Source organism: Sphingosinicella sp. (assembly GCF_052388015.1).
Taxonomy (GTDB): Bacteria; Pseudomonadota; Alphaproteobacteria; order Sphingomonadales; family Sphingomonadaceae; genus Allosphingosinicella.
Map to the genome: position 1 here is coordinate 1 of NZ_JBQTIN010000171.1, position 18,015 is coordinate 18,015.

18 protein-coding genes, 1 tRNA gene, 1 pseudogene and 1 riboswitch are annotated in these 18,015 nt (G+C 68.1%); of the genes and pseudogenes, 11 read left to right on the forward strand and 9 right to left on the reverse strand.

Translation table 11 applies throughout. The features are described from left to right. The 4 genes and pseudogenes from ACT4N3_RS13695 to fabZ all read left to right on the forward strand — a co-directional run. Window positions 1-126, forward strand: a pseudogene (locus ACT4N3_RS13695) (RIP metalloprotease RseP); the annotation flags it as partial. 144 nt (window positions 127-270) lie between these two features. Further along, window positions 271-2,871 carry an outer membrane protein assembly factor BamA gene (bamA, locus tag ACT4N3_RS13700; protein WP_444855798.1) on the forward strand — a complete coding sequence of 867 codons (2,601 nt, stop codon included), beginning with the start codon at window positions 271-273 and terminating at the stop codon, window positions 2,869-2,871. Next, window positions 2,871-3,506, forward strand: coding sequence for an OmpH family outer membrane protein (locus ACT4N3_RS13705; protein WP_444855782.1), 636 nt, complete (start codon window positions 2,871-2,873; stop codon window positions 3,504-3,506). Before bamA ends, ACT4N3_RS13705 begins: the two co-directional genes overlap by 1 nt. Next, window positions 3,506-3,979, forward strand: coding sequence for a 3-hydroxyacyl-ACP dehydratase FabZ (fabZ, locus tag ACT4N3_RS13710; protein ID WP_444855783.1), 474 nt, complete (start codon window positions 3,506-3,508; stop codon window positions 3,977-3,979). The genes ACT4N3_RS13705 and fabZ overlap by 1 nt, the downstream gene beginning before the upstream one ends. Here the strand turns inward: fabZ and ACT4N3_RS13715 are convergent. Genes ACT4N3_RS13715 through ACT4N3_RS13730 form a run of 4 tightly spaced genes read right to left on the reverse strand, consistent with a single transcriptional unit; the run spans window position 3,945 to window position 8,224 of the window. Further along, window positions 3,945-4,640 (reverse strand): ABC transporter ATP-binding protein, encoded by a 696-nt coding sequence (locus ACT4N3_RS13715; RefSeq protein ID WP_444855784.1) that lies wholly within the window; start codon window positions 4,638-4,640, stop codon window positions 3,945-3,947. The genes fabZ and ACT4N3_RS13715 overlap by 35 nt on opposite strands. Continuing rightward, complete coding sequence (locus ACT4N3_RS13720) at window positions 4,640-5,608, reverse strand: FecCD family ABC transporter permease (RefSeq protein ID WP_444855785.1); 969 nt, start codon at window positions 5,606-5,608, stop codon at window positions 4,640-4,642. Before ACT4N3_RS13720 ends, ACT4N3_RS13715 begins: the two co-directional genes overlap by 1 nt. Continuing rightward, window positions 5,605-6,393, reverse strand: coding sequence for an ABC transporter substrate-binding protein (locus ACT4N3_RS13725; protein WP_444855786.1), 789 nt, complete (start codon window positions 6,391-6,393; stop codon window positions 5,605-5,607). Before ACT4N3_RS13725 ends, ACT4N3_RS13720 begins: the two co-directional genes overlap by 4 nt. Further along, window positions 6,362-8,224 (reverse strand): TonB-dependent receptor plug domain-containing protein, encoded by a 1,863-nt coding sequence (locus ACT4N3_RS13730; protein ID WP_444855787.1) that lies wholly within the window; start codon window positions 8,222-8,224, stop codon window positions 6,362-6,364. Before ACT4N3_RS13730 ends, ACT4N3_RS13725 begins: the two co-directional genes overlap by 32 nt. Before the next feature lie 98 nt (window positions 8,225-8,322). After that, window positions 8,323-8,490, reverse strand: a riboswitch (cobalamin riboswitch). Between the two features lie 106 nt (window positions 8,491-8,596). Here ACT4N3_RS13730 and rpmE point away from each other — a divergent pair. Together rpmE and ACT4N3_RS13740 are read left to right on the forward strand one after the other, a co-directional pair. Next, entirely contained in the window at window positions 8,597-8,827 is a 231-nt protein-coding gene (gene rpmE / locus ACT4N3_RS13735; RefSeq protein ID WP_444855788.1) for a 50S ribosomal protein L31, read from the forward strand. A gap of 8 nt (window positions 8,828-8,835) precedes the next feature. Beyond that, a complete protein-coding gene (locus ACT4N3_RS13740; RefSeq protein ID WP_444855799.1) occupies window positions 8,836-9,354 on the forward strand; it encodes a GNAT family N-acetyltransferase in 519 nt (172 codons plus the stop codon). On the opposite strand, the gene ACT4N3_RS13745 is transcribed toward ACT4N3_RS13740, so the two are convergent. From ACT4N3_RS13745 to ACT4N3_RS13765, 5 genes are all read right to left on the reverse strand, one after another. Beyond that, window positions 9,351-9,581 (reverse strand): hypothetical protein, encoded by a 231-nt coding sequence (locus ACT4N3_RS13745; RefSeq protein ID WP_444855789.1) that lies wholly within the window; start codon window positions 9,579-9,581, stop codon window positions 9,351-9,353. The genes ACT4N3_RS13740 and ACT4N3_RS13745 overlap by 4 nt on opposite strands. Before the next feature lie 41 nt (window positions 9,582-9,622). Beyond that, entirely contained in the window at window positions 9,623-9,877 is a 255-nt protein-coding gene (locus ACT4N3_RS13750) for a hypothetical protein (protein WP_444855790.1), read from the reverse strand. 79 nt (window positions 9,878-9,956) lie between these two features. After that, the gene (locus ACT4N3_RS13755) at window positions 9,957-11,147 is read right to left on the reverse strand and encodes an acyl-CoA dehydrogenase (RefSeq protein ID WP_444855791.1); all 1,191 of its coding nucleotides are present in this window, start codon (window positions 11,145-11,147) and stop codon (window positions 9,957-9,959) included. Between the two features lie 37 nt (window positions 11,148-11,184). Further along, window positions 11,185-12,738, reverse strand: coding sequence for a tetratricopeptide repeat protein (locus tag ACT4N3_RS13760; protein ID WP_444855792.1), 1,554 nt, complete (start codon window positions 12,736-12,738; stop codon window positions 11,185-11,187). A 19-nt stretch (window positions 12,739-12,757) separates the two neighbouring features. Further along, window positions 12,758-12,847, reverse strand: a tRNA-Ser gene (locus ACT4N3_RS13765). Between the two features lie 90 nt (window positions 12,848-12,937). On the opposite strand from ACT4N3_RS13765, the gene ACT4N3_RS13770 reads away from it, so the two are divergent. The 5 genes from ACT4N3_RS13770 to metG all read left to right on the forward strand — a co-directional run. Continuing rightward, window positions 12,938-13,960 (forward strand): lytic murein transglycosylase, encoded by a 1,023-nt coding sequence (locus ACT4N3_RS13770; protein WP_444855793.1) that lies wholly within the window; start codon window positions 12,938-12,940, stop codon window positions 13,958-13,960. 10 nt (window positions 13,961-13,970) lie between these two features. Continuing rightward, entirely contained in the window at window positions 13,971-15,146 is a 1,176-nt protein-coding gene (locus tag ACT4N3_RS13775; RefSeq protein WP_444855794.1) for a D-alanyl-D-alanine carboxypeptidase family protein, read from the forward strand. Continuing rightward, window positions 15,143-15,763, forward strand: coding sequence for a dTMP kinase (gene tmk, locus ACT4N3_RS13780; RefSeq protein WP_444855795.1), 621 nt, complete (start codon window positions 15,143-15,145; stop codon window positions 15,761-15,763). Before ACT4N3_RS13775 ends, tmk begins: the two co-directional genes overlap by 4 nt. Further along, the gene (locus ACT4N3_RS13785; protein ID WP_444855796.1) at window positions 15,760-16,755 is read left to right on the forward strand and encodes an AAA family ATPase; all 996 of its coding nucleotides are present in this window, start codon (window positions 15,760-15,762) and stop codon (window positions 16,753-16,755) included. The genes tmk and ACT4N3_RS13785 overlap by 4 nt, the downstream gene beginning before the upstream one ends. Before the next feature lie 31 nt (window positions 16,756-16,786). After that, on the forward strand, window positions 16,787-18,015 hold a 1,229-nt coding region (metG, locus tag ACT4N3_RS13790), incomplete at its 3' end, for a methionine--tRNA ligase (RefSeq protein WP_444855797.1).

The window sequence follows — 18,015 nt, forward strand, 5'->3', positions numbered from 1 at the left end:
CCCGAGGCCCAGGAATGGGCGTTCCGGACCGGGCTGGCCGTGCTGCTGGCGCTGATGATCTTCGTTACCTTCAACGACTTGGCCTCTTTTGGGCTCTTTACCGGGCTTGGTGGGTTGATCGGGTGACGATGATCGGGCAGGGCAGACGCCGACAGGGAGCATGGCCGGCCGCGCGCGCCGGCTCCACTATCCATAAGGGCGGAATGCGTGACTTCGATTGAGGCTTTTCCGAAGCGTCGGCGGCTGTGCGCGGCGCTTCTGGTCGGAACCATGCTCGGCGGGTTCGCGACCTCCGCTCTTGCGCAGGCCCAGCCCGCTCCGACGCCGGCCCAGCCTGTCGCGCAGGTGACGCCACCGCCAGGTGTGCCGCAGCGGACGATCCGCACGATCACGGTCACCGGCAACCAGCGGCTCGAGCCGGACACTGTCCTGTCCTACACCGCGCTGCGCCCCGGCGAGCCCTATGACCAGGAGCGGCTCGACGGCGCCCTGAGAGACCTCTACGCGACCGAGCTTTTCGCCGATGTGCAGATCGCCGGCGCCGACACCGGCGACCTCGTCATCCAAGTGCGTGAGAATCCGGTCATCAATCGCATCGTGCTGGAGGGCAATCGCCGCCTCAAGGACGACAAGATCCAGCCCGAGATCCGGCTCGCGCCGCGCCAGATCTTCACCCGCAGCCGGGTGCGCGCGGACGTCGCCCGGATCATCGAGCTCTATCGCCGCCAGGGCCGCTACGCCGCCCGCGTCGAGCCGCAGATCGTGCAGCTCGACCAGAACCGCGTCGACGTGGTGTTCGAGATCAACGAGGGGCCGCGCTCACGCGTTCGCCAGATCAACATCATTGGCAACGAGCAATTCGGCGACGGTCGGCTGATCGGCGAGATGGCAACCCGGGAAGCCAATTGGAACCCGCTCCGGGGCAACACGACCTACGACCCCGATCGCCTCGCCTTCGACCAACAGAAGCTGCGTCAGTTCTACCTGACCCAGGGCTATGCCGATTTCCGTGTCGTCTCGGCGGTTGCCGAGCTCACCCCGGACCGGCGCGACTTCATCATCACTTATGTGATCGAGGAAGGGCAGCGCTACCGCTTCGGCAATGTCGGCGTGGAGAGCGACATTCGCGACTTCAGCGCCGACGCCCTGCGCGCCAGGCTGCCGATGCGGACCGGCGACTGGTACAATGCGCGCCAGGTCGAGGACACGGTGACCAGCCTCAACGAGCTGGCGGGCCTGTTCGGCTACGCCTTCTCCGACGTGCGGCCGCAATTCACGCGTAACCGCGAGCAGCTGACCATGGACGTGCAGTTCCGGGTCGCGGAGACGCCGCGTGTCTATGTCGAGCGCATCGACATTCAGGGCAATACCAATACCCACGACGAGGTCATCCGCCGCGAGTTCCGTCTCGCCGAAGGCGATGCCTTCAACAATATCCGCGTCCGCAGGTCGCGCGACCGCATCCAGTCGCTCGGATTCTTCCAGGACAATCTCGAGATCCGCCAGGAGCAGGGCTCGGCGCCCGACCGCGTCGTGCTCGGCGTCGACGTCCAGGAGCGGGCGACCGGCGAGCTGCAATTGTCCGCCGGCTTCTCGAGCATCGAGCGCTTCCTGCTCAGCCTGTCGATCCGTCAGCGCAATTTCCGGGGCCGGGGTCAGGAGCTGCGCGCCGGTGTCAATTGGTCGACCTATTCGCGGTCGGCCGAACTCGGGTTCACCGAGCCCTATCTGTTCGACCGCAACATCGCGGTCGGCTTCGACCTGTTCCGGCGCGACTATAACAGCTTCAACTTCATCGGCGACCAGCGCACGACCACGTACGAACAGGTTTCCACCGGCGGGCAGATCCGCATGGGTGTCCCGCTTACGGAGAACATCTCGCTCGCGCTGCGCTACGGCCTCAACTATGACGAGATCGGCCTCAACGAGGCGCTCTACTTCAGCGACCCGGACGGCACCGGACCATTGCCGCCGGCTTGCGATCCGCTGATCGCCGGCCGCTATCTGTGCGACTCGCTGGGCAATCGGTTGACGTCCAGCATCGGCTACTCGATCCTTTACAGCACGCTCAACAATTCGATCCGTCCGACCAGGGGCATGCGGGTCCTGCTCAGCCAGGATTTCGCCGGCCTCGGCGGCGACGTGCGTTACCTGCGTACCCGCCTCAGCGCCGCCCGCTATTGGACGATCTTCAACAACTTCATTTTCTCGATCAGTGCCGAAGGCGGCTATATCCACAGCTTCGAGGACGGCACGCCGACGATCGACCCGGTTCGGCTGACCGACCGCTTCTTCCTCGGCAGCCCGCAGATCCGCGGCTTCGACATTCGCGGCGTCGGCCCGCGCGTCCAGCGTGTGCCTTATGTCGTGGAGCGCGACACGAACGGCGTACCCACAAGCTTTACGCTTTCCACCGACCGGCAGGACATCACCGATGATTCGGTCGGCGGCCGGGCTTATTATCTGGCGCGCGCCGAGCTCGAAATCCCGTTGGGCGCAGCCGTGCGCGATCTCGGTCTCAGGCCCTCGATATTCGTTGATGTCGGCGCCGTATTCGGCGTCCGTACGCCGTCCCTGCTGGACATCGACCCCAACAACGTCCTGGCCCAAAATCAGTGCACTGCCGCCGACAACACGGTGACCCTTCGCTTTAGCGACTGCCTCGCCGGCGAGACGCTGACCCGAGGGGCGATCACGCCGTTCCGAGAGCTGTTCCTTGGCGACACGCCGAGCCCGCGTCTGTCGGTCGGCGTCGGCGTCAACTGGAACTCGCCCTTCGGGCCCTTCCGCATCGATATCGCACGCGCGCTTCTTTCCGAACCGGGCGACGACACCAAGCTTTTCACCTTCAACGTAGGAACCGCATTCTGATGAACAGACTTTCCCTTGCCGCGACCGCGGCCGCTCTCGCTTTCGTGCCGATGGCGGCACAGGCGCAGAATCTCGCCCCGGCGGTGGTCGCCGTGGTCGATGTCGACCGGATCATCCAGACCTGCACGGTCTGCGCCGCCGCCAACACCCAGCTCCAGGCGCAGGTGACGCAGCTGCAGCAGCGCGCTCAGGCGCTCGGCCAGCCGCTGCAGACGGAGGAAGCGGCGATCCGCACCGCGATCACCGCGCTGCCTCAGGGCCAGCAGCCGGACGCGGCGATGCAGACCCGCATCCGGAACTTCCAGACGTCCCAACAGAACGCGCAGACGGAGCTGCAGCAGGGTCAGGAGCGCGTCCAGCGCAACGTTCAGTTCGTGCGTCAGCAGATCGGCCAGCGCATCCAGCCGGCGATCGTCACGGTGATGCAGCAGCGCGGCGCGACGATCGCGGTCGAGCGCGGCGCGACGCTGGCGATCAACCCCAGCGTCGACGTCACCGACGCGGTGCTCGCCATCGTCAACCAGAATGGAGCGGCGCTCAACGTCAACGCGCCGCCGCCCCAGCAGCAGCCGGCCGCGACGCCACCAGCTCAGCCGCAGCAGCCGCGCCCACAGGGCCGTCCGCAGGGCCGCTGATGCCCAACGACGCCAGCGCCGCCGGGCCCGTCCTCGACGCGAGGAAGGTGATGGCGGCGCTGCCGCATCGTTATCCGATGCTGCTGGTCGACCGGGTCGAGGATCTCGTCGTCGATCACCGGATCGTCGCCACCAAGGCGGTGACGATCAACGAGGGCTTCTTCGCCGGTCATTTTCCGGGCCGGCCGATCATGCCCGGCGTGCTGATCGTCGAGGCGCTCGCGCAGGCGGCGGGCGTGCTCGCAGTGGAGTCGCTCGGCCTCTCGGGCTCCGGCAAGCTGGTCTATTTCATGGCGATCGACGGCGCGAAGTTCCGTGCGCCGGTCGAGCCGGGCGTATTGCTTCGGCTCGAGGTCGAGTTCGTCCAGAAGCGCAGCAGCGTCTGCAAGTTCGCGGGCAAGGCCTATGTCGGCGAGCAGCTTGCAGCTCAGGCGGACTTTACGGCGATGATCGCCGATCCGCCGAAGGATTGACGGCGGGCGTCCACCCTTCCGGTCCACGCGCGATCCCGAAAACATCGGTAAGCTGCGCATCGCCCAACTCTTCGGCGACGATGCGGCCGGCATTCATGACGAGAATGCGATCGGCGTAGCGCTCGGCCGCGTCGAGATCGTGGATCGCAACGAGTGCGGCGCGTTGAGTGCCGGTCACCTCCGCGTGGATCAGCTCCATCACCCGGATGCGCCACAATGGGTCGAGATTGGCGGTCGGCTCGTCGAGGAGCAGCAGCTTGGGCTGCGGCGCGAGCGCGCGGGCGAGCAGCACGCGGCCGCGCTCGCCGGTCGACAGGCTGTCGATCCGTCGATCCAGCAATAGGTCCAGCTCAAGTTCCGGCAGCGCGCCATCGCCGCCGCCGAGCGCGATCAGGTCGCGCGCAAGCAGCGGCCAGGCGGCCTCGCGCGCCGCTGGCAGGAAGGTCATCAGGCGTGGGCGGCGCGCCGGCCCCTCGCGACGCGGATCCTTGCCGTCCAGACTCATCGTGCCGGGAGCGCCGCCGATCCCCGCCAGCGCGTGAAGCAGGCTCGTCTTGCCGCCGCCGTTCGGGCCGACGAGGCAGACCAGCTCGCCGCCGCCGATTTCCAGCGATGCGTCGAACAGCCGATGCGGCAGCGACAGGCCCGAAGCGCTGAGCATCAGTCCCGCACCCGCCAGCGCATGTGCGCGACCAGCCAGAGGAAGAAAGGCGCGCCGAGCAAAGCGGTAACCACGCCGATCGGCAATGTCCGCCCAAGCGGCGTGAGCCGGGTCATGAGATCGGCCGCGATGAGCAGCAACGCGCCGATCATCGCCGCCGGCAGGATCGCGCGGCCTGGATGGCCGCGGGTCAACCGCCGGGCGAAAATCGGCGCGACCAGGCCGATAAAGCCGATGGCGCCGCAGATCGCCACACAGGCGCCGACGCCCAACGCGGTCAGGCAGACGATCTCGAGCCGCAGCCGCGCGATATCGTGGCCGAGCGACTGCGCGACATCCTCGCCCAGAGCGAGACTGTCGAGCGGTCGCGCGAGCCGGGCCAGAAGCGCTATAACGAAGATTGCTGGGCCGGCAGCGAAAGCGAGCTGGCTCAGGCTCCGGTCAATCAACGAGCCCATCAACCAATCATAGGCGTCGTAAAAGGCGAAGGGGGAGGGGGCGAGGGCCAAAGCGAGCGTGGTGAGCGCACCGGCGAGGGCGCTGATCGCGAGGCCGGCGAGGAGCAGCGTCGCGGTCTCGGCGCGCGGCCCGGCCAGAGCGAGCAGCAGGCCGAGCGCGGCGAGCGCCCCCGCCACCGAGCCGGCGGAGAGGGCCAGCGGCGCCGAGAAGCCGAACAGATAGGCGGTGACCACCGCGCCCAGCGCCGCGCCGCTGGTCGTGCCGGTAAGGTCGGGGGAGGCGAGGGGGTTTGCGAACAAGGCCTGCACTGCCGCGCCGGCCGCGCCGAGCATCGCGCCGTAGGTCAGGGCCAAAGCGGCGCGAGGCAGGCGTAGCTCGACCAGCACGTCGAGCGCGACCGCCCCATCCTCGCGCCACAAAGCGGCGAGATCGACCCAGGGCACAAGGAGCGACGCGGCGACGGCAAGGAGCAACACGATCGCAAAGATGGCACCGATCCGCGCGCTCATCGTGCCAGCTCCCGCCGCAGCCGCAACACCTCACCGATCAGCAAGGGGCCCATGCAGGTCCACAGCCGGCCATCGGTCGCGATCGTCCGCCCGGCCCGCGCGCGCCGCGCCGCCGGATGGGTCAGCCAGCGTTGCCCGGAGGAATATTGGCCTTGACGATAGTCGCTGCGCAGCAGCACCGCGGGCGGGCGGGCAATCAACGTCTCCAGGCCGACGCGATCACCCTGCATCGCGCGCTGGCCCAAGCCTGCGAGCGCCATCCATTGCGCCTCCAGCCCGCCCGCCATCACCGTCCGGCCGCCGCCGCCGAGCCAGATCGCATCGCGACTCGCGTGCGGCGCGCTGGCGCGCAAAGCTGCGAGGCCGCGCAGGACGAACGCGCCGCGCTCCTCCCGGCCGAGCGCGGCGGCGAGACGGCGGATGCTTGCCGCAACGTCGTCGAGGCTCGCCGCGAAGGGCAGGTCGAGCACGTTCATGCCGAGCCGCTCGGCGATCCGCCCCCGGTCGCGCGCACCGCCGCCCATCGTCAGCACCAGATCCGGCCGCAGCGCCGCCACCGAGACCAGGCTGCCGTCATTGCGCGCATGGCGGCGTGCAGCCGCCCAGAGCGGCGTCTCGGCCGGCTCCTGGGCGAGGTGCGTGACCGAGACGATCTGCTCCGGCACGGCGAGCAGCAGCAGCTGCTCATCCGTGCACAGGTTGAGCGACGCCACGCGCCGCGGCTGGCCATAAGCCGGCGCCGCGAGCGCGAGGCTAATTGCCGAAAGAAACGCGAAGGCCCGCATGCACCGTCCGTCCCGGCGTGCTGTAGCCGATCACGTCCTGATAGTCGGCGTCGAACCCGTTCTCGACCCGGCCGAACAATTCGAGGCTGGGCAGGATGCGCCAGGCGACGCGCAGCGAGGCGAGGACATAATCGTCCAAAGTCACCGTCGCTGCCGGGAAGAGATCGAAATCCGTGTCCCGCCGCCGGCCGACATAGGCGACCGTCGCGCTCCAGTCGAAGCGGCCGCTCTCGCCGAACGCGACCAGATTGGCGCTGTGCCGGGGGCGGCGCACCTCGCGCACCAGTGCCGCGCCAGCCACTGTCTGTTGATCGGCATCGAGCCAGGTGTAGTTGGCGGACAAAGTCAGCCATTCGGCGTGGCGGTAGCTCGCTGCCAGCTCGATCCCGTCGCGGCGGCTGCGGCCGGCGGCATTGCGGGTGCTCGACAGGAAGGTGAGGGGATCGAAGACGTCGACGATCTCGCTCCGCAGGCGGTGCGAGAAGCCGGTAACGCTTAGGCTCCACCGTTCGTTCGACCAGCGCAAGCCGGCCTCCCAGCCGCGCGAGCTTTCCGGCGTCAGGTTCGGGTTGCCGACGAACGAGCCCGGGAAGAAGCCGAACAGATCGAAGAAGGTCGGCTGGGCGATGCCTTCGCCATAGGCCGCATGAAGCGTGAAGCCGCCGCCCGGACGCACCAGCACCGATGCGCGGAAGGTCGTCTCGTCGGCGAAGGCGCTGAAATCGTCGTGACGCACGGCAAGATCGGTGACGATCGCCTCGCTCCATTCGGCCCGCCATTCGCCGATGAAGGCGGTGAGGTTGCGCGACCGATCCTGATTGGTGAAGCCGCCGAAGCTGGTGTCCCGGGCCTGGAAGCCCTCTTGGCTGTGCTCGATGGCGGCGATGAGCTGATGGCCGCCGAAGCGCCGGGAGACCTGGCCGCCGAGCGTAAGACGGTCGCCGCTGGTCCGGTTGAGCGGCGCGTCGATCAGGAAATTGCGATTGGTGCTGTCCAGATAGGAGGCGTCGGCCCGAGCCGCCCAGTCGCCCCAGTCGCCGCTGAACCAGAGCCTCCCCGCGGCGATCCGGTTCTCCGTCCGGTCGAGCGTGTCGGCGCGCAGGAAGGTGAGGGGATCGGTGCCGTCATAATCGCTGTCGCCCGCGATATAGTGGCCGACCGCGCCGAGCCGGATCGCCGCGGACGGCCGTGCTTCGATCCTGAGGCTCGCAAAGCGATTGTCGAAGCCGTCGCGCTCGCCGCCGGCGCCGAAGGAGTCGATCCCATCGCTGTTTTGCCAGCCGGCCGCCGCGCTGATGCCGACATCGCCGGCGGTGAGAGCGCCGCGGCCGAACAGGCGAAGGCTGTCGAGGCTGCCATATTCGCCCAGCCCCTCGAAACCGCGCGCCGTGAACGGATCGGCGGTTTCAGCGGCGATGACGCCGCCCAGCGCCTCGCTGCCCCACAGCGCCGATTGCGGACCGCGCACGATTTCCAGCCGGCTCAGCGAATCCGTCGTCAGCAATTCGAAGCGCGCTTCATTGCCGGCGGCGGGATCGTTGAAGCGGATGCCATCCAGATAGACGAGCGTGTGGCTTGCCTCGGCGCCGCGGATGCGGACCTGGGTCTGGGTGCCGCGCGGGCCGGTCGTCGCGACCGTCAGGCCGGGCGAGAGGCGCAGGACGTCCGCCGCCGCGGGCAGCGACAGTGCGTCCAGCACCCGCGCGTCGAACAAAGTGGTGGAGGCAGGCGCCTCCTCCTGCCCGACGGGGGTCCGCGCGGCCGTAACCACGATCGATTGGTCGGCGTCGGCCTGTGCGGCCAATCCGAGAAGCAGCAGGGAAAGGGTCATTTCAATCCTCCATCAGCGACATCAACATTGTCGCCTCGGAGGAACCGTGCCGGCATGGGCCGACGCGGCGCCACGCGCTGGCGGCTGGACCCGGCCGGGCGCGGACGACGGCGAAGGCAGGTCTCCTGGCTCGCGGCTCGATCGCGCCGTCATCCTTTGCGGATGGGGCACTTGCCGCTTACAGTTGCGGGCACAGCGCCGGTTTTCCACCGGCTTCCCTTTTCACCGCCCTTGTGGGGGGCGGCACCTTCGCGGAGGTCTCGCTAGGCGTGGGCGGCGCGCCTTGTCAATCGCAGCCGGCGCCGCTAAGGCGCGCCTTCACTTTTCCCCGAGGCTGGTCGGAACCAGCCGAACTTCCGGAAAGAAGAGACAATGAAGGCCGATACCCATCCCGATTATCACATGATCAAGGTGCAGATGACCGACGGCACCGTGTACGAAACCCGCTCCACCTGGGGCAAGGAAGGCGACACGCTGGCGCTCGAGATCGATCCCACCTCGCACCCCGCCTGGACCGGCGGCAACCAGAAGCTGCTCGACACCGGCGGCCAGGTCGCGCGCTTCAACAAGCGCTTCGGCGGCCTCACCCTCGGCAAGAAATAAGCTTGATCGTGACTGCCGCGCCGGTCCTCGAGACGGCGCGGCTGACGCTGCGTCCGTTTCGCGCCAGCGACGCCGACGCGCAGGCGGCGATGATGGGCGATCCGATCGTCACCCGCCATCTCGGCGGTCAGCCTTTCTCGCGCGAGGAAGGCTGGCGCAAATTGCTGTGCGGCGCCGGTTTGTGGACCCTGTTCGGCTATGGCTATTGGGCGGTGGAGCGGCGCGATGACGGGCGCTTCATCGGCCAGGTCGGCTTCGCCGACTTCAGGCGCGACATGACGCCAAGGATCGAAGGGCTACCCGAAATGGGCTGGCTGTTCGCCGCCGACACGTTCGGGCAGGGCTATGCCAGCGAGGCGGTCGCGGCCGGACTGGACTGGATCGACCGGGCGCTGGCGCCGGCCCAGATCGTCGCGATCATCGATGAAGCGAACGGCGCGTCGATCCGTGTCGCGGAAAAAGCCGGCTTCGCTGGGCGCGAGCCGGCAACCTATCGCAGCGAACCTATTTTGATCTTCCGCCGCTAGCGGCGCAGCGCCCGCCACTGCTCGGCGGTGAGACAGCGCCGGGTGCGGCCGCTGACCAGCGAGCCGATGTCGGAATCCTGCACCCAGCGGCAGATCAGCCGCTCGCCTTTTTCGTTCGACTTGGCGGTGCCCGACTGGCTGTTCGAGCCGGGATCGCCGTCCGGCTGGGCCATGGCGGCGGTCGCGACCGCCGCGAAAGCGGCGGCGGCGGCGAACAAGGTCTTCACGGTAAGCTACTCCTTGAACCTGTGCGGGGAATCGAGCGGGATCAGTTCCGCTGGGTTGCGCGCCATTCAGCGGCGGTGCGGCAAACCCGGCGGGAGCCCATCCGGCTGGCGGTGCCGGACGCAATGCGACGGCAAACGAGCCGCTCGCCATTCGTTGAGGCCTGGGCTGTGGAGTCTTCCTGCTGCTGCTCGCGTTCGGACGGCATGAGCCCGGTATTCATCGCGCCGGTCGCCATCTGGGCCGAGGCGGGCGCGGCAAGCGCACAGCAGATCGACGCAACAAGCACGAACCTCATCAGAATCCTCCCCGCGAGAAAAATCCCGATACTTATGCCGTCTCAGTCTTGCAAGACACTGTTTGCGAGCGATTTCTGCCTAGAAAGCCGGAATGCCGGTGATCGCGCGGCCGAGGATGAGGGCGTGCACGTCATGCGTGCCTTCATAGGTGTTCACGGTCTCGAGATTGGCGGCATGGCGCATCACCGGGAACTCAGCCGAGATGCCATTGCCGCCGTGCATATCGCGCGCAATCCTTGCGATAGCCAGTGCCTTGCCGCAATTATTGCGCTTGATGAGGCTGATCGTCTCCGGGATCAGCTCGCCTTCGTCGAGCCGACGGCCGACGCGGAGCGCCGCCTGCAGGCCGAGCGTAATCTCGGTCGCCATGTCGGCCAGCTTCAGCTGGACGAGCTGCGTGGCGGCGAGCGGCCGGCCGAACTGTTTGCGCTCGAGCGTATAGCTTCTGGCGGCATGGTAGCAGGCCTCGGCCGCGCCCATTGAGCCCCAGGCGATGCCGTAGCGGGCGCGGTTTAGACAGCCGAACGGGCCGGCGAGCCCACTGGCGTTGGGGAGCAGATTCTCCTCCGGCACCTCGACGCCGTCCATCACGATCTCGCCGGTGATCGAGGCACGCAAGGACAGCTTGCCGTGGATCTTGGGCGCCGACAGGCCGGCCATGCCCTTTTCGAGGACAAAGCCCTTGATCCGCCCTTCATGCTCATCCGACTTGGCCCAGACGATGAAGACGTCGGCGATCGGCGAATTGGTGATCCACATCTTGGCGCCGGACAGGCGATAGCCGCCGTCGATCTTCTGCGCCCGTGTGCGCATCGAGCCGGGGTCGGAACCGGCGTCCGGCTCGGTGAGGCCGAAGCAACCGACCCATTCGCCGGTGGCCAGCTTCGGCAGATAGTTCCGCCGCTGCTCCTCGGTGCCGTAGGCGTTGATCGGGTGCATGACGAGGCTGGACTGGACCGACATCGCCGAGCGGTAGCCCGAATCCACCCGTTCGACCGCCCGGGCGATCAGCCCATAGCTGACATAATTGAGTCCGGCGCCGCCATATTCGGGCGCGATGGTCGCGCCGAGCAGGCCGAGCGCTCCGAGCTCGGTCATGATCTCGCGGTCGAAGCGCTCGTCGAGATAGGCCGACTGGACGCGCGGCAGCAGCTTCGCCTGGGCGAAATTCTCCGCCGTGTCGCGGACCATCCGCTCCTCGTCGGAAAGCTGGTCGCTAAGCGCGAACGGGTCCGCCCAGTCGAAGGGCAGGGGTCTGGGATCGGCCATCTTGCGGGTCCTGATTGTCGGGTGATTGACGTTTCGCCTAGCGGCTCGGCGGAGTGGGGAAAAGGCGGTTTTGACTTCCGGAGGCCGCCGGAAGCGGCTGGTTGCGATCAGGCATTGGCGCCGGGCGCTCGCGGAAAGGCGCAGGCTCGCCCCGCGCCCGCGCAAGGAGCTGGGCGGCGGCGCGGGCAAGCCCCGGATTGTGCGGGTCGCCGGCGAGCGGCTCGACGAGGGCCGCGGCCTGCGCCCGCGCACCGCGCTGAAGGAGGAGCCACGCCGCATTCATCGTGATTTCGTGAACCTGCGGCGCGAGCTGATGGGCGAGCACGAGAATGTTGCTGGTGTTCTCACTCACATAATTGTCGTCGCCGCGCAGGCTTTGCGCATAGCGGTAGAGGGTCTGGAAGTGATTGCCGTCGGCGCGGTGGGCGCGGCTGAACCATGTTCGCGCAGCGCGCATCGCCTCCGGCGGCGCGCCACCCTGCTCTGCGGCGGCGAGGTGCCGGCGACCGCGCAGGTACATAAGCTCGGCATCGTTCGGACTGGCGGCAAGCATGGTGTCGAGCGGCCGGTCGGCGGCGGCGCTGTCGCCATAGACCGCTTCGGCATGGGCGAGCGTGCGCGCGACGAAGGGGTCGTTGGGAAAGCGCGCCGCCGCCGTGCGCAGCCTGGCGAGCAAGGCCGGTCGGTTGGCCTCCTCGACGCCGATGCGCAAGGCGGCCGCATCGGCGATCACCGCGTCGGCGCCGGGCGACAGCGCGGTCACGGTGACCGCGGGCGGCGCGGCCGCGTCGCCGCGCGGCACGCGGCGGAAGCGGATCGATCCGCCGCGGATATAGTTGCGCAGCTCGGTCTCGAGCCGGTCCGGCGCGAAGCCGGCTGTGGTCTCCAGCGCCGCAACCGGATCGCTTCGCCGTGCTTCCGTGAGATAGCGGTTCAGCACCGCCTGACGCTCGGCCGTGCTGTAGAAATAATGGGTCAGCAGCCAGCTCTGCGCATAATATTGCGCGATCTGCTCGCGATTCAGATCCATGGGCGTGCCGGAGAGGATACGGGCCATCGGCAGCCAGGTCCCGCTGACGATCGATGCTGCCCGGCCGGGGCTGACATCGCCGACGTCGATGCCGCGCGCGGCGAAGCGCACGGTCATGAAATAATCGGCGAATCCCTCGGCATACCAGGCCGGATAGGCGGTCGGACTATATTGGCGCATGAAGTGATGGGCATATTCGTGCAGCAGGATCTGGTTTGCCATCTCCGCCGAGCCGTCGATAAAGGCCCCGATGCCCTCCGCCGTGGCGGTGTAGAGGCCGATGACGCCGGGAGGAATGTCGCGGATCGCGCGCAGCTGGCGCGGGCCAGCGAGGATGTAGACGTGCAACCGGTTCGGCGACGGCGGCGCGTTGACGTTGGTGATCGTGCGCAGCAGCCGATCGAAATCCTCCAGCAGCAGGATGCGCTGGCGCAGCGCCGACTCCGACTGCTCGCCGTAAAGGACGAAGTTCGGGCTCTCCGCGCGTCGCCATTCGGCGGCGGCCGGAGCGGTGACGATCAGCGCGAGCAAGAAAACCAGGTGACGAACATGCCGGCGCATCTAAAAAGCCCCCCATTGTTGGCGGAGAGGGTGGGATTCGAACCCACGGTGGGCGTGAACCCACGGCGGTTTTCAAGACCGCTGCCTTAAACCACTCGGCCACCTCTCCGACGCCTCCGAGATAGCGGCCGCGCCGATCCGTGCAAGCGGTGCGGCTTTCGCCCTTCCGTCACGCGCGCCGCCGCGCCATAGGGGCGCGATGCGCATGTTCCGTTTCGTGCTCGCCGGCCTGTCGCTGGCGCTCGCCGCCCCCGCCACCGCTCAAACTGGCCTGAGCCAGGCGGGCTTCGAAGCCTATCTCCCGGTCCTGCGCGGCGAGGCGCTGCGGGCCGGGGTCCGGCCCGACACCATCGATCGCGTCTTTCCCACTTTGAGCTTCTCGGCCCGGGCGGTGGCGCTGGATCGCCAGCAGCCGGGCGGTGGACCGAACCGGCCGAGCCCGCCTTACGCCCCCTATCGCGCCCGCCACATCACCCAGGCGCTGATCGACCGCGGCCGGGCGCGCTACGCCGCCAATTACGGCCAGCTCCAGGCGATCAGCCGCCGCACCGGCGTGCCGCCCGCGATCATGATCGCGATCTGGGGCAAGGAGACGGGCTACGGCTCGATCATGGGCAATTTCGATCTGCTCAACGCGCTCGCCAGCCTTTCCTATGAGGGGCGGCGGCGCTCGCTCTTCACCGGCGAGTTCGTCGCCACCCTCAGGATGCTGGAGCGCGGCTTCTCGCGCTCGACCCTGGTCGGCAGCTGGGCTGGTGCTACGGGTCATCCCCAGTTCCTTCCTTCGGTCTATATCCACCTCGCCGTTGACGGCGACGGGGATGGCCGGGCGGATATCTGGCGCAGCCATCTCGACGGGCTCGCCTCGATCGCCAATTATCTGCGCAATTCGGGCTGGCAGCCGGGCATTCCCTGGGGGGTGACGGCGCAAGTGCCGCTGTCGCTCGACCGCGGCGCGATCGCCAATCGGGTGCCGGCGGCGCGCTGCGCGCCGGTCTTCGCCCGCCACAGCCGGATGATGACGATCCGCGACTGGCGGCGGATGGGCGTCATGCCGTTCGGCGCGATCCCGGATGACACGATGGCGTCGCTGATCGAGCCGGACGGTCCGGGGCGGACCGCTTACCTGGCGACCCAGAATTACCGCGCGATCCTCGACTATAATTGCTCGAACTTCTACGCGCTGACGATCGGCCTGCTCGCTAACGCAATCGGCCGCTGAAGAGATGAGGATGGTCCGCAAGCTTGCCTTCGCTTCCGCGGTCTTCGCCGCGCTCGGCCAGCCGGCCGCGGCGACGCCGCCCGCGTTCGAAACGCCGGCGCCGATCGCCTTCATGGTCGACCTCTCCTCCGGCGCGGTGCTGTTCGCGCGCGACGCCGACCGGCGCATCCCGCCCGCCTCGATGGCGAAGATGATGACCACCCATATCGCCTTCGACATGATCGCGCGCGGCGAGCTCGACCCCAACCGGATGTGCACCGTCCGGCCCGAGACCTGGCAGCGCTGGCACGGACCGGCGGCCGGATCGACGATGTTCCTCTCGCCGGGCGAGCAGGTGAGCGTCCGCAACCTGCTGCACGGCATCGTCACCCTCTCCGGCAACGATGCGACCGTCGTGCTGGCGGAGTGTATTTCGGGGACGGAGGCGGCATTCGTCGCGCTGATGAACCGCAAGTCGGGCGAGCTCGGGCTGAGCGGCTCCAACTGGGGCAATCCGGTCGGCTGGCCGGATAATGGCGTGACCTATACGACGGCGCGCGACCTTGCCCGGCTCGCGGTCTCGACGCTGCGCCGCTTCCCGCAGCTCTACCGCGAATATTACGGGATGCGGGAGTTCACCTGGGGCCGGACGATGGGCGGCAACAATCCCATCACCCAGGGCAACCGCAACCCTTTGCTCGGCCGCGTTCCCGGCGCGGACGGGCTGAAGACCGGCCATACCGCCGAGGCCGGCTATGGCTTCACCGGATCGGCGGAGCAGAACGGACGGCGGCTGGTGATGGTCATCGCCGGGCTGCCGAGCTTTAACCAGCGGGCCGACGAATCGGTGCGCTTCATGCAATGGGGGTTCAGCGCCTGGCAGTCGCGGCCGCTGCTCAACCAGGGCGAGCGGATCGGCGAGGCGCAGGTGCAGGGCGGTGACGCGGATGCGGTTGGCCTGGTGGCGCCGCGGGCGCTTGCCGTCACCTATCCCAGCGGGCTCGGCCAGAACATCCGCGCGCGCATCGTCTATCAGGGGCCGGTCGCGGCGCCGATCACCCAGGGCCAGCACGTCGCGAATCTCATCGTCGAGACGGGTGAGGGGCCAGCGCAGGTGACGCCGCTGGTCGCCGAAAATGCGATCGGCGAGGCCGGCTTCTTCCGGCGCGCGTGGCTGGGCCTGCTCGGCCTCATTGGTTTGGCGTGACCGGCCGCTTCATCACGCTGGAAGGCGGGGAGGGAGTCGGCAAGTCGACGCAGGCGAAAGCGCTTGCCGCCGCGCTCAGGGAACATGGGATCGAGGTGGTCGAAACGCGCGAGCCGGGCGGTACACCAGGCGCGGAAGCGATCCGCAGGCTGTTGCTCGACGGTGCCGACGACCGGTGGAGCGCGGAAGCCGAGGCGCTGCTGTTCGCCGCCGCCCGCACCGATCATGTCGACAAGCTCATCCGGCCGGCGCTCCAGGCGAGCAAATGGGTGCTGTCCGACCGGTTTGTCGACAGCTCCTTGGCCTATCAGGGCGGCGCCGGCGCGCTTGGCATCGATGCGGTGCGCGGTATCAACGGCTTCGGCATTGGGGAATGGTTCCCGGACCGGACTTTGGTGCTGATTCTGGACGGCGGCGTCGAGCGCGCCTTGGTTCGGGACGGGGAGGGGAGTGACCGGATCGGGCGGCGATCGATCGCTTATCACCAAGCGGTCGAGGCGGGATTCAGGGCCATCGTCGCAGCAGAGCCAAAACGGGTGCGCCTGATCGACGCCGCCGGGGCGCCAGACGAGGTCACCGCCCGCCTGCTCGCGGCACTGGAGGATCTGCTGCCGTGACGCCCTTGTTCGGCCATGACGCCACCGTCGCGGCGTTCCGTGACGCGCTCGATGCCGGTAAATTGCCGCATGCCTGGCTGATCGCCGGGGCGCCGGGGATCGGCAAGAGCCTGTTCGCCGAGAAGGCGGCACTGCGGGTGCTGGCGCAAGCGGCGGGACCCTCGATCGATGCGCCGGGGCTCGATGTGCCGGACGGGCATCCGGTCGCGCCTCTGGTCGAGGCGGGCAGCCATCCGGACCTGATGCGGCTGGAGCGGCTGCCCGCCGACAATGCCGCGGGAATTGCGCGCAGCATCACCGTCGATCAGGTCCGCGGGCTTCATCGGCTGTTCGACACGACGCCGTCGCTCTCGCTTTGGCGGGTCGTGATCATCGATTCGGCCGACGAGCTGGAGGGCAGGGGCGCGCCCAACGCGCTTCTGAAAATGCTCGAAGAGCCGCCGCCCAACAGCCTGTTCCTGCTCGTCAGCCATTATCCCGACCGGCTGCTGCCGACGATCCGATCGCGCTGCCGGTTGTTGCGGCTCAAACCGCTCGCGGATGACGTCATGGCGTCGGCGCTGCGATCGTTGGCGCCGGACGCGGGCGAAGCGGAGATCGCGGCAATGGTCCGTTCGGGCGAAGGGGCGCCGGGGCGGGCGCTGGCGCAGCGCGGGCTGGAGCTCGACAGGCTCGACGCGGCGATGGACGAGCTGGTGCGCGAGGGCGACCCGACCAATGCGCGTCGCTCCGCGCTGGCCCAGGCGCTGACGCTCAAGGCGGCGCAGCCGCGCTACGAAGCGTTCCTCGCCCGGCTGCCGGCGCGGATCGCGGCGGAAGCGCGCGGAAGGCGCGGCGCGGCATTGGCCGAGGCGGTGGCGCTCTGGGAGCGGTCGGTGGCGCTCGCCGGCGCGGCGCAGCGGCTGTCGCTCGACGCTCCGAGCACGGTTTTCGAGCTGGCGGGGATGCTCGCCGCGCTGGCACCGGACCGGAACGACGCCCGCGCCGCTTGAGCGCGCCCCGCATCCTCGCTACCCGCGCTTGATGCGCGAGCCCTTCTACATCACGACGGCGATCAGCTACCCGAACGGGCGGCCCCATATCGGCCATGCCTATGAAGCGATCGCGACCGATGCGATCGCCCGCTTCCAGCGCCTCAAGGGGCGCGACGTCTTCTTCCTCACCGGGACCGACGAGCATGGGCTGAAAATGGCCCAGGCGGCACGCGAAAAGGGCGTCCCGCCGGCTCGGTTTGCCGAGGAAATGTCCTCTACTTTCGAGGAGATGGACAGGAAACTTGATATCTCCTTCGATCGCTTCATCCGCACCACCGAGCCCGCCCATCACAAGGCGAGCCAGGCGATCTGGCAGGCGATGGCGGCGCAGGGCGATATCTATCTCGGCCGTTACGAGGGTTGGTATTCGGTCCGCGACGAAGCCTATTATGGCGAGGAGGAGCTCGTCGTCGCGGACAGCGGCGAGAAACTGTCGCCGCAGGGCACGCTCGTCGAATGGACGGTGGAGGAGAGCTGGTTCTTCCGGCTTTCGGCCTATCAGGAGCCGCTGCTCGCTTATTACGCGGCCAATCCCGACTTCATCCGGCCCGAGAGCCGGCGCAACGAGGTGCTGCGCTTCGTCGAGGGCGGCCTGACCGACCTGTCCATCTCCCGCGCCAGCTTCGACTGGGGGGTGAAGGTGCCGGGCGACGAGCGGCACGTGATGTACGTCTGGCTCGATGCGCTCACCAACTACATCACCGGCATCGGCTATCCCGACGGCGGCGAGAATTGGGAGAAATACTGGCCGGCCGACCTGCATATCATCGGCAAGGACGTGGTGCGCTTCCACGCCGTCTACTGGCCCGCTTTCCTGATGTCGGCGGGGATCGCGCTGCCGAAACAGGTGTTCGGGCACGGCTTCCTGCTCTCGCGCGGAGAGAAGATGTCTAAGACCGTCGGCAATGTCGTCGATCCGGTCGCGTTGGCCGATGCTTTCGGGGTCGATCCGCTGCGCTATTTCCTGCTGCGCGAGATCTCGTTCGGCCAGGACGGGAGCTACAGCGCCGAGGCGATCGTCACCAAGGTCAATGCCGATCTGGCGAACAGTTTCGGCAATCTTGTGCAGAGGACTTTGTCTTTCATCGCAAGGAATTGCGATGGAATATTGCCGCCAATGGGGAAGGGCGATCCAGCCGACGAAGAGCTGCTGACGACGGTCGCGGTGGCCGTCGGCAATGAGATGCCGGCGCATTTCGAGGCGCTGGCGCTCAGCCA

Excerpts from the sequence above, each read along its gene's own strand:
- bamA (WP_444855798.1), top strand. The coding sequence starts at position 271 with ATGCTCGGCGGGTTCGCGACCTCCGCTCTTGCGCAGGCCCAGCCCGCT.
- ACT4N3_RS13705 (WP_444855782.1), top strand. The coding sequence starts at position 2,871 with ATGAACAGACTTTCCCTTGCCGCGACCGCGGCCGCTCTCGCTTTCGTG.
- fabZ (WP_444855783.1), top strand. The coding sequence starts at position 3,506 with ATGCCCAACGACGCCAGCGCCGCCGGGCCCGTCCTCGACGCGAGGAAG.
- ACT4N3_RS13715 (WP_444855784.1), bottom strand. The coding sequence starts at position 4,640 with ATGCTCAGCGCTTCGGGCCTGTCGCTGCCGCATCGGCTGTTCGACGCA.
- ACT4N3_RS13720 (WP_444855785.1), bottom strand. The coding sequence starts at position 5,608 with ATGAGCGCGCGGATCGGTGCCATCTTTGCGATCGTGTTGCTCCTTGCC.
- ACT4N3_RS13725 (WP_444855786.1), bottom strand. The coding sequence starts at position 6,393 with ATGCGGGCCTTCGCGTTTCTTTCGGCAATTAGCCTCGCGCTCGCGGCG.
- ACT4N3_RS13730 (WP_444855787.1), bottom strand. The coding sequence starts at position 8,224 with ATGACCCTTTCCCTGCTGCTTCTCGGATTGGCCGCACAGGCCGACGCC.
- rpmE (WP_444855788.1), top strand. The coding sequence starts at position 8,597 with ATGAAGGCCGATACCCATCCCGATTATCACATGATCAAGGTGCAGATG.
- ACT4N3_RS13750 (WP_444855790.1), bottom strand. The coding sequence starts at position 9,877 with ATGAGGTTCGTGCTTGTTGCGTCGATCTGCTGTGCGCTTGCCGCGCCC.
- ACT4N3_RS13755 (WP_444855791.1), bottom strand. The coding sequence starts at position 11,147 with ATGGCCGATCCCAGACCCCTGCCCTTCGACTGGGCGGACCCGTTCGCG.
- ACT4N3_RS13760 (WP_444855792.1), bottom strand. The coding sequence starts at position 12,738 with ATGCGCCGGCATGTTCGTCACCTGGTTTTCTTGCTCGCGCTGATCGTC.
- ACT4N3_RS13770 (WP_444855793.1), top strand. The coding sequence starts at position 12,938 with ATGCGCATGTTCCGTTTCGTGCTCGCCGGCCTGTCGCTGGCGCTCGCC.
- ACT4N3_RS13775 (WP_444855794.1), top strand. The coding sequence starts at position 13,971 with ATGGTCCGCAAGCTTGCCTTCGCTTCCGCGGTCTTCGCCGCGCTCGGC.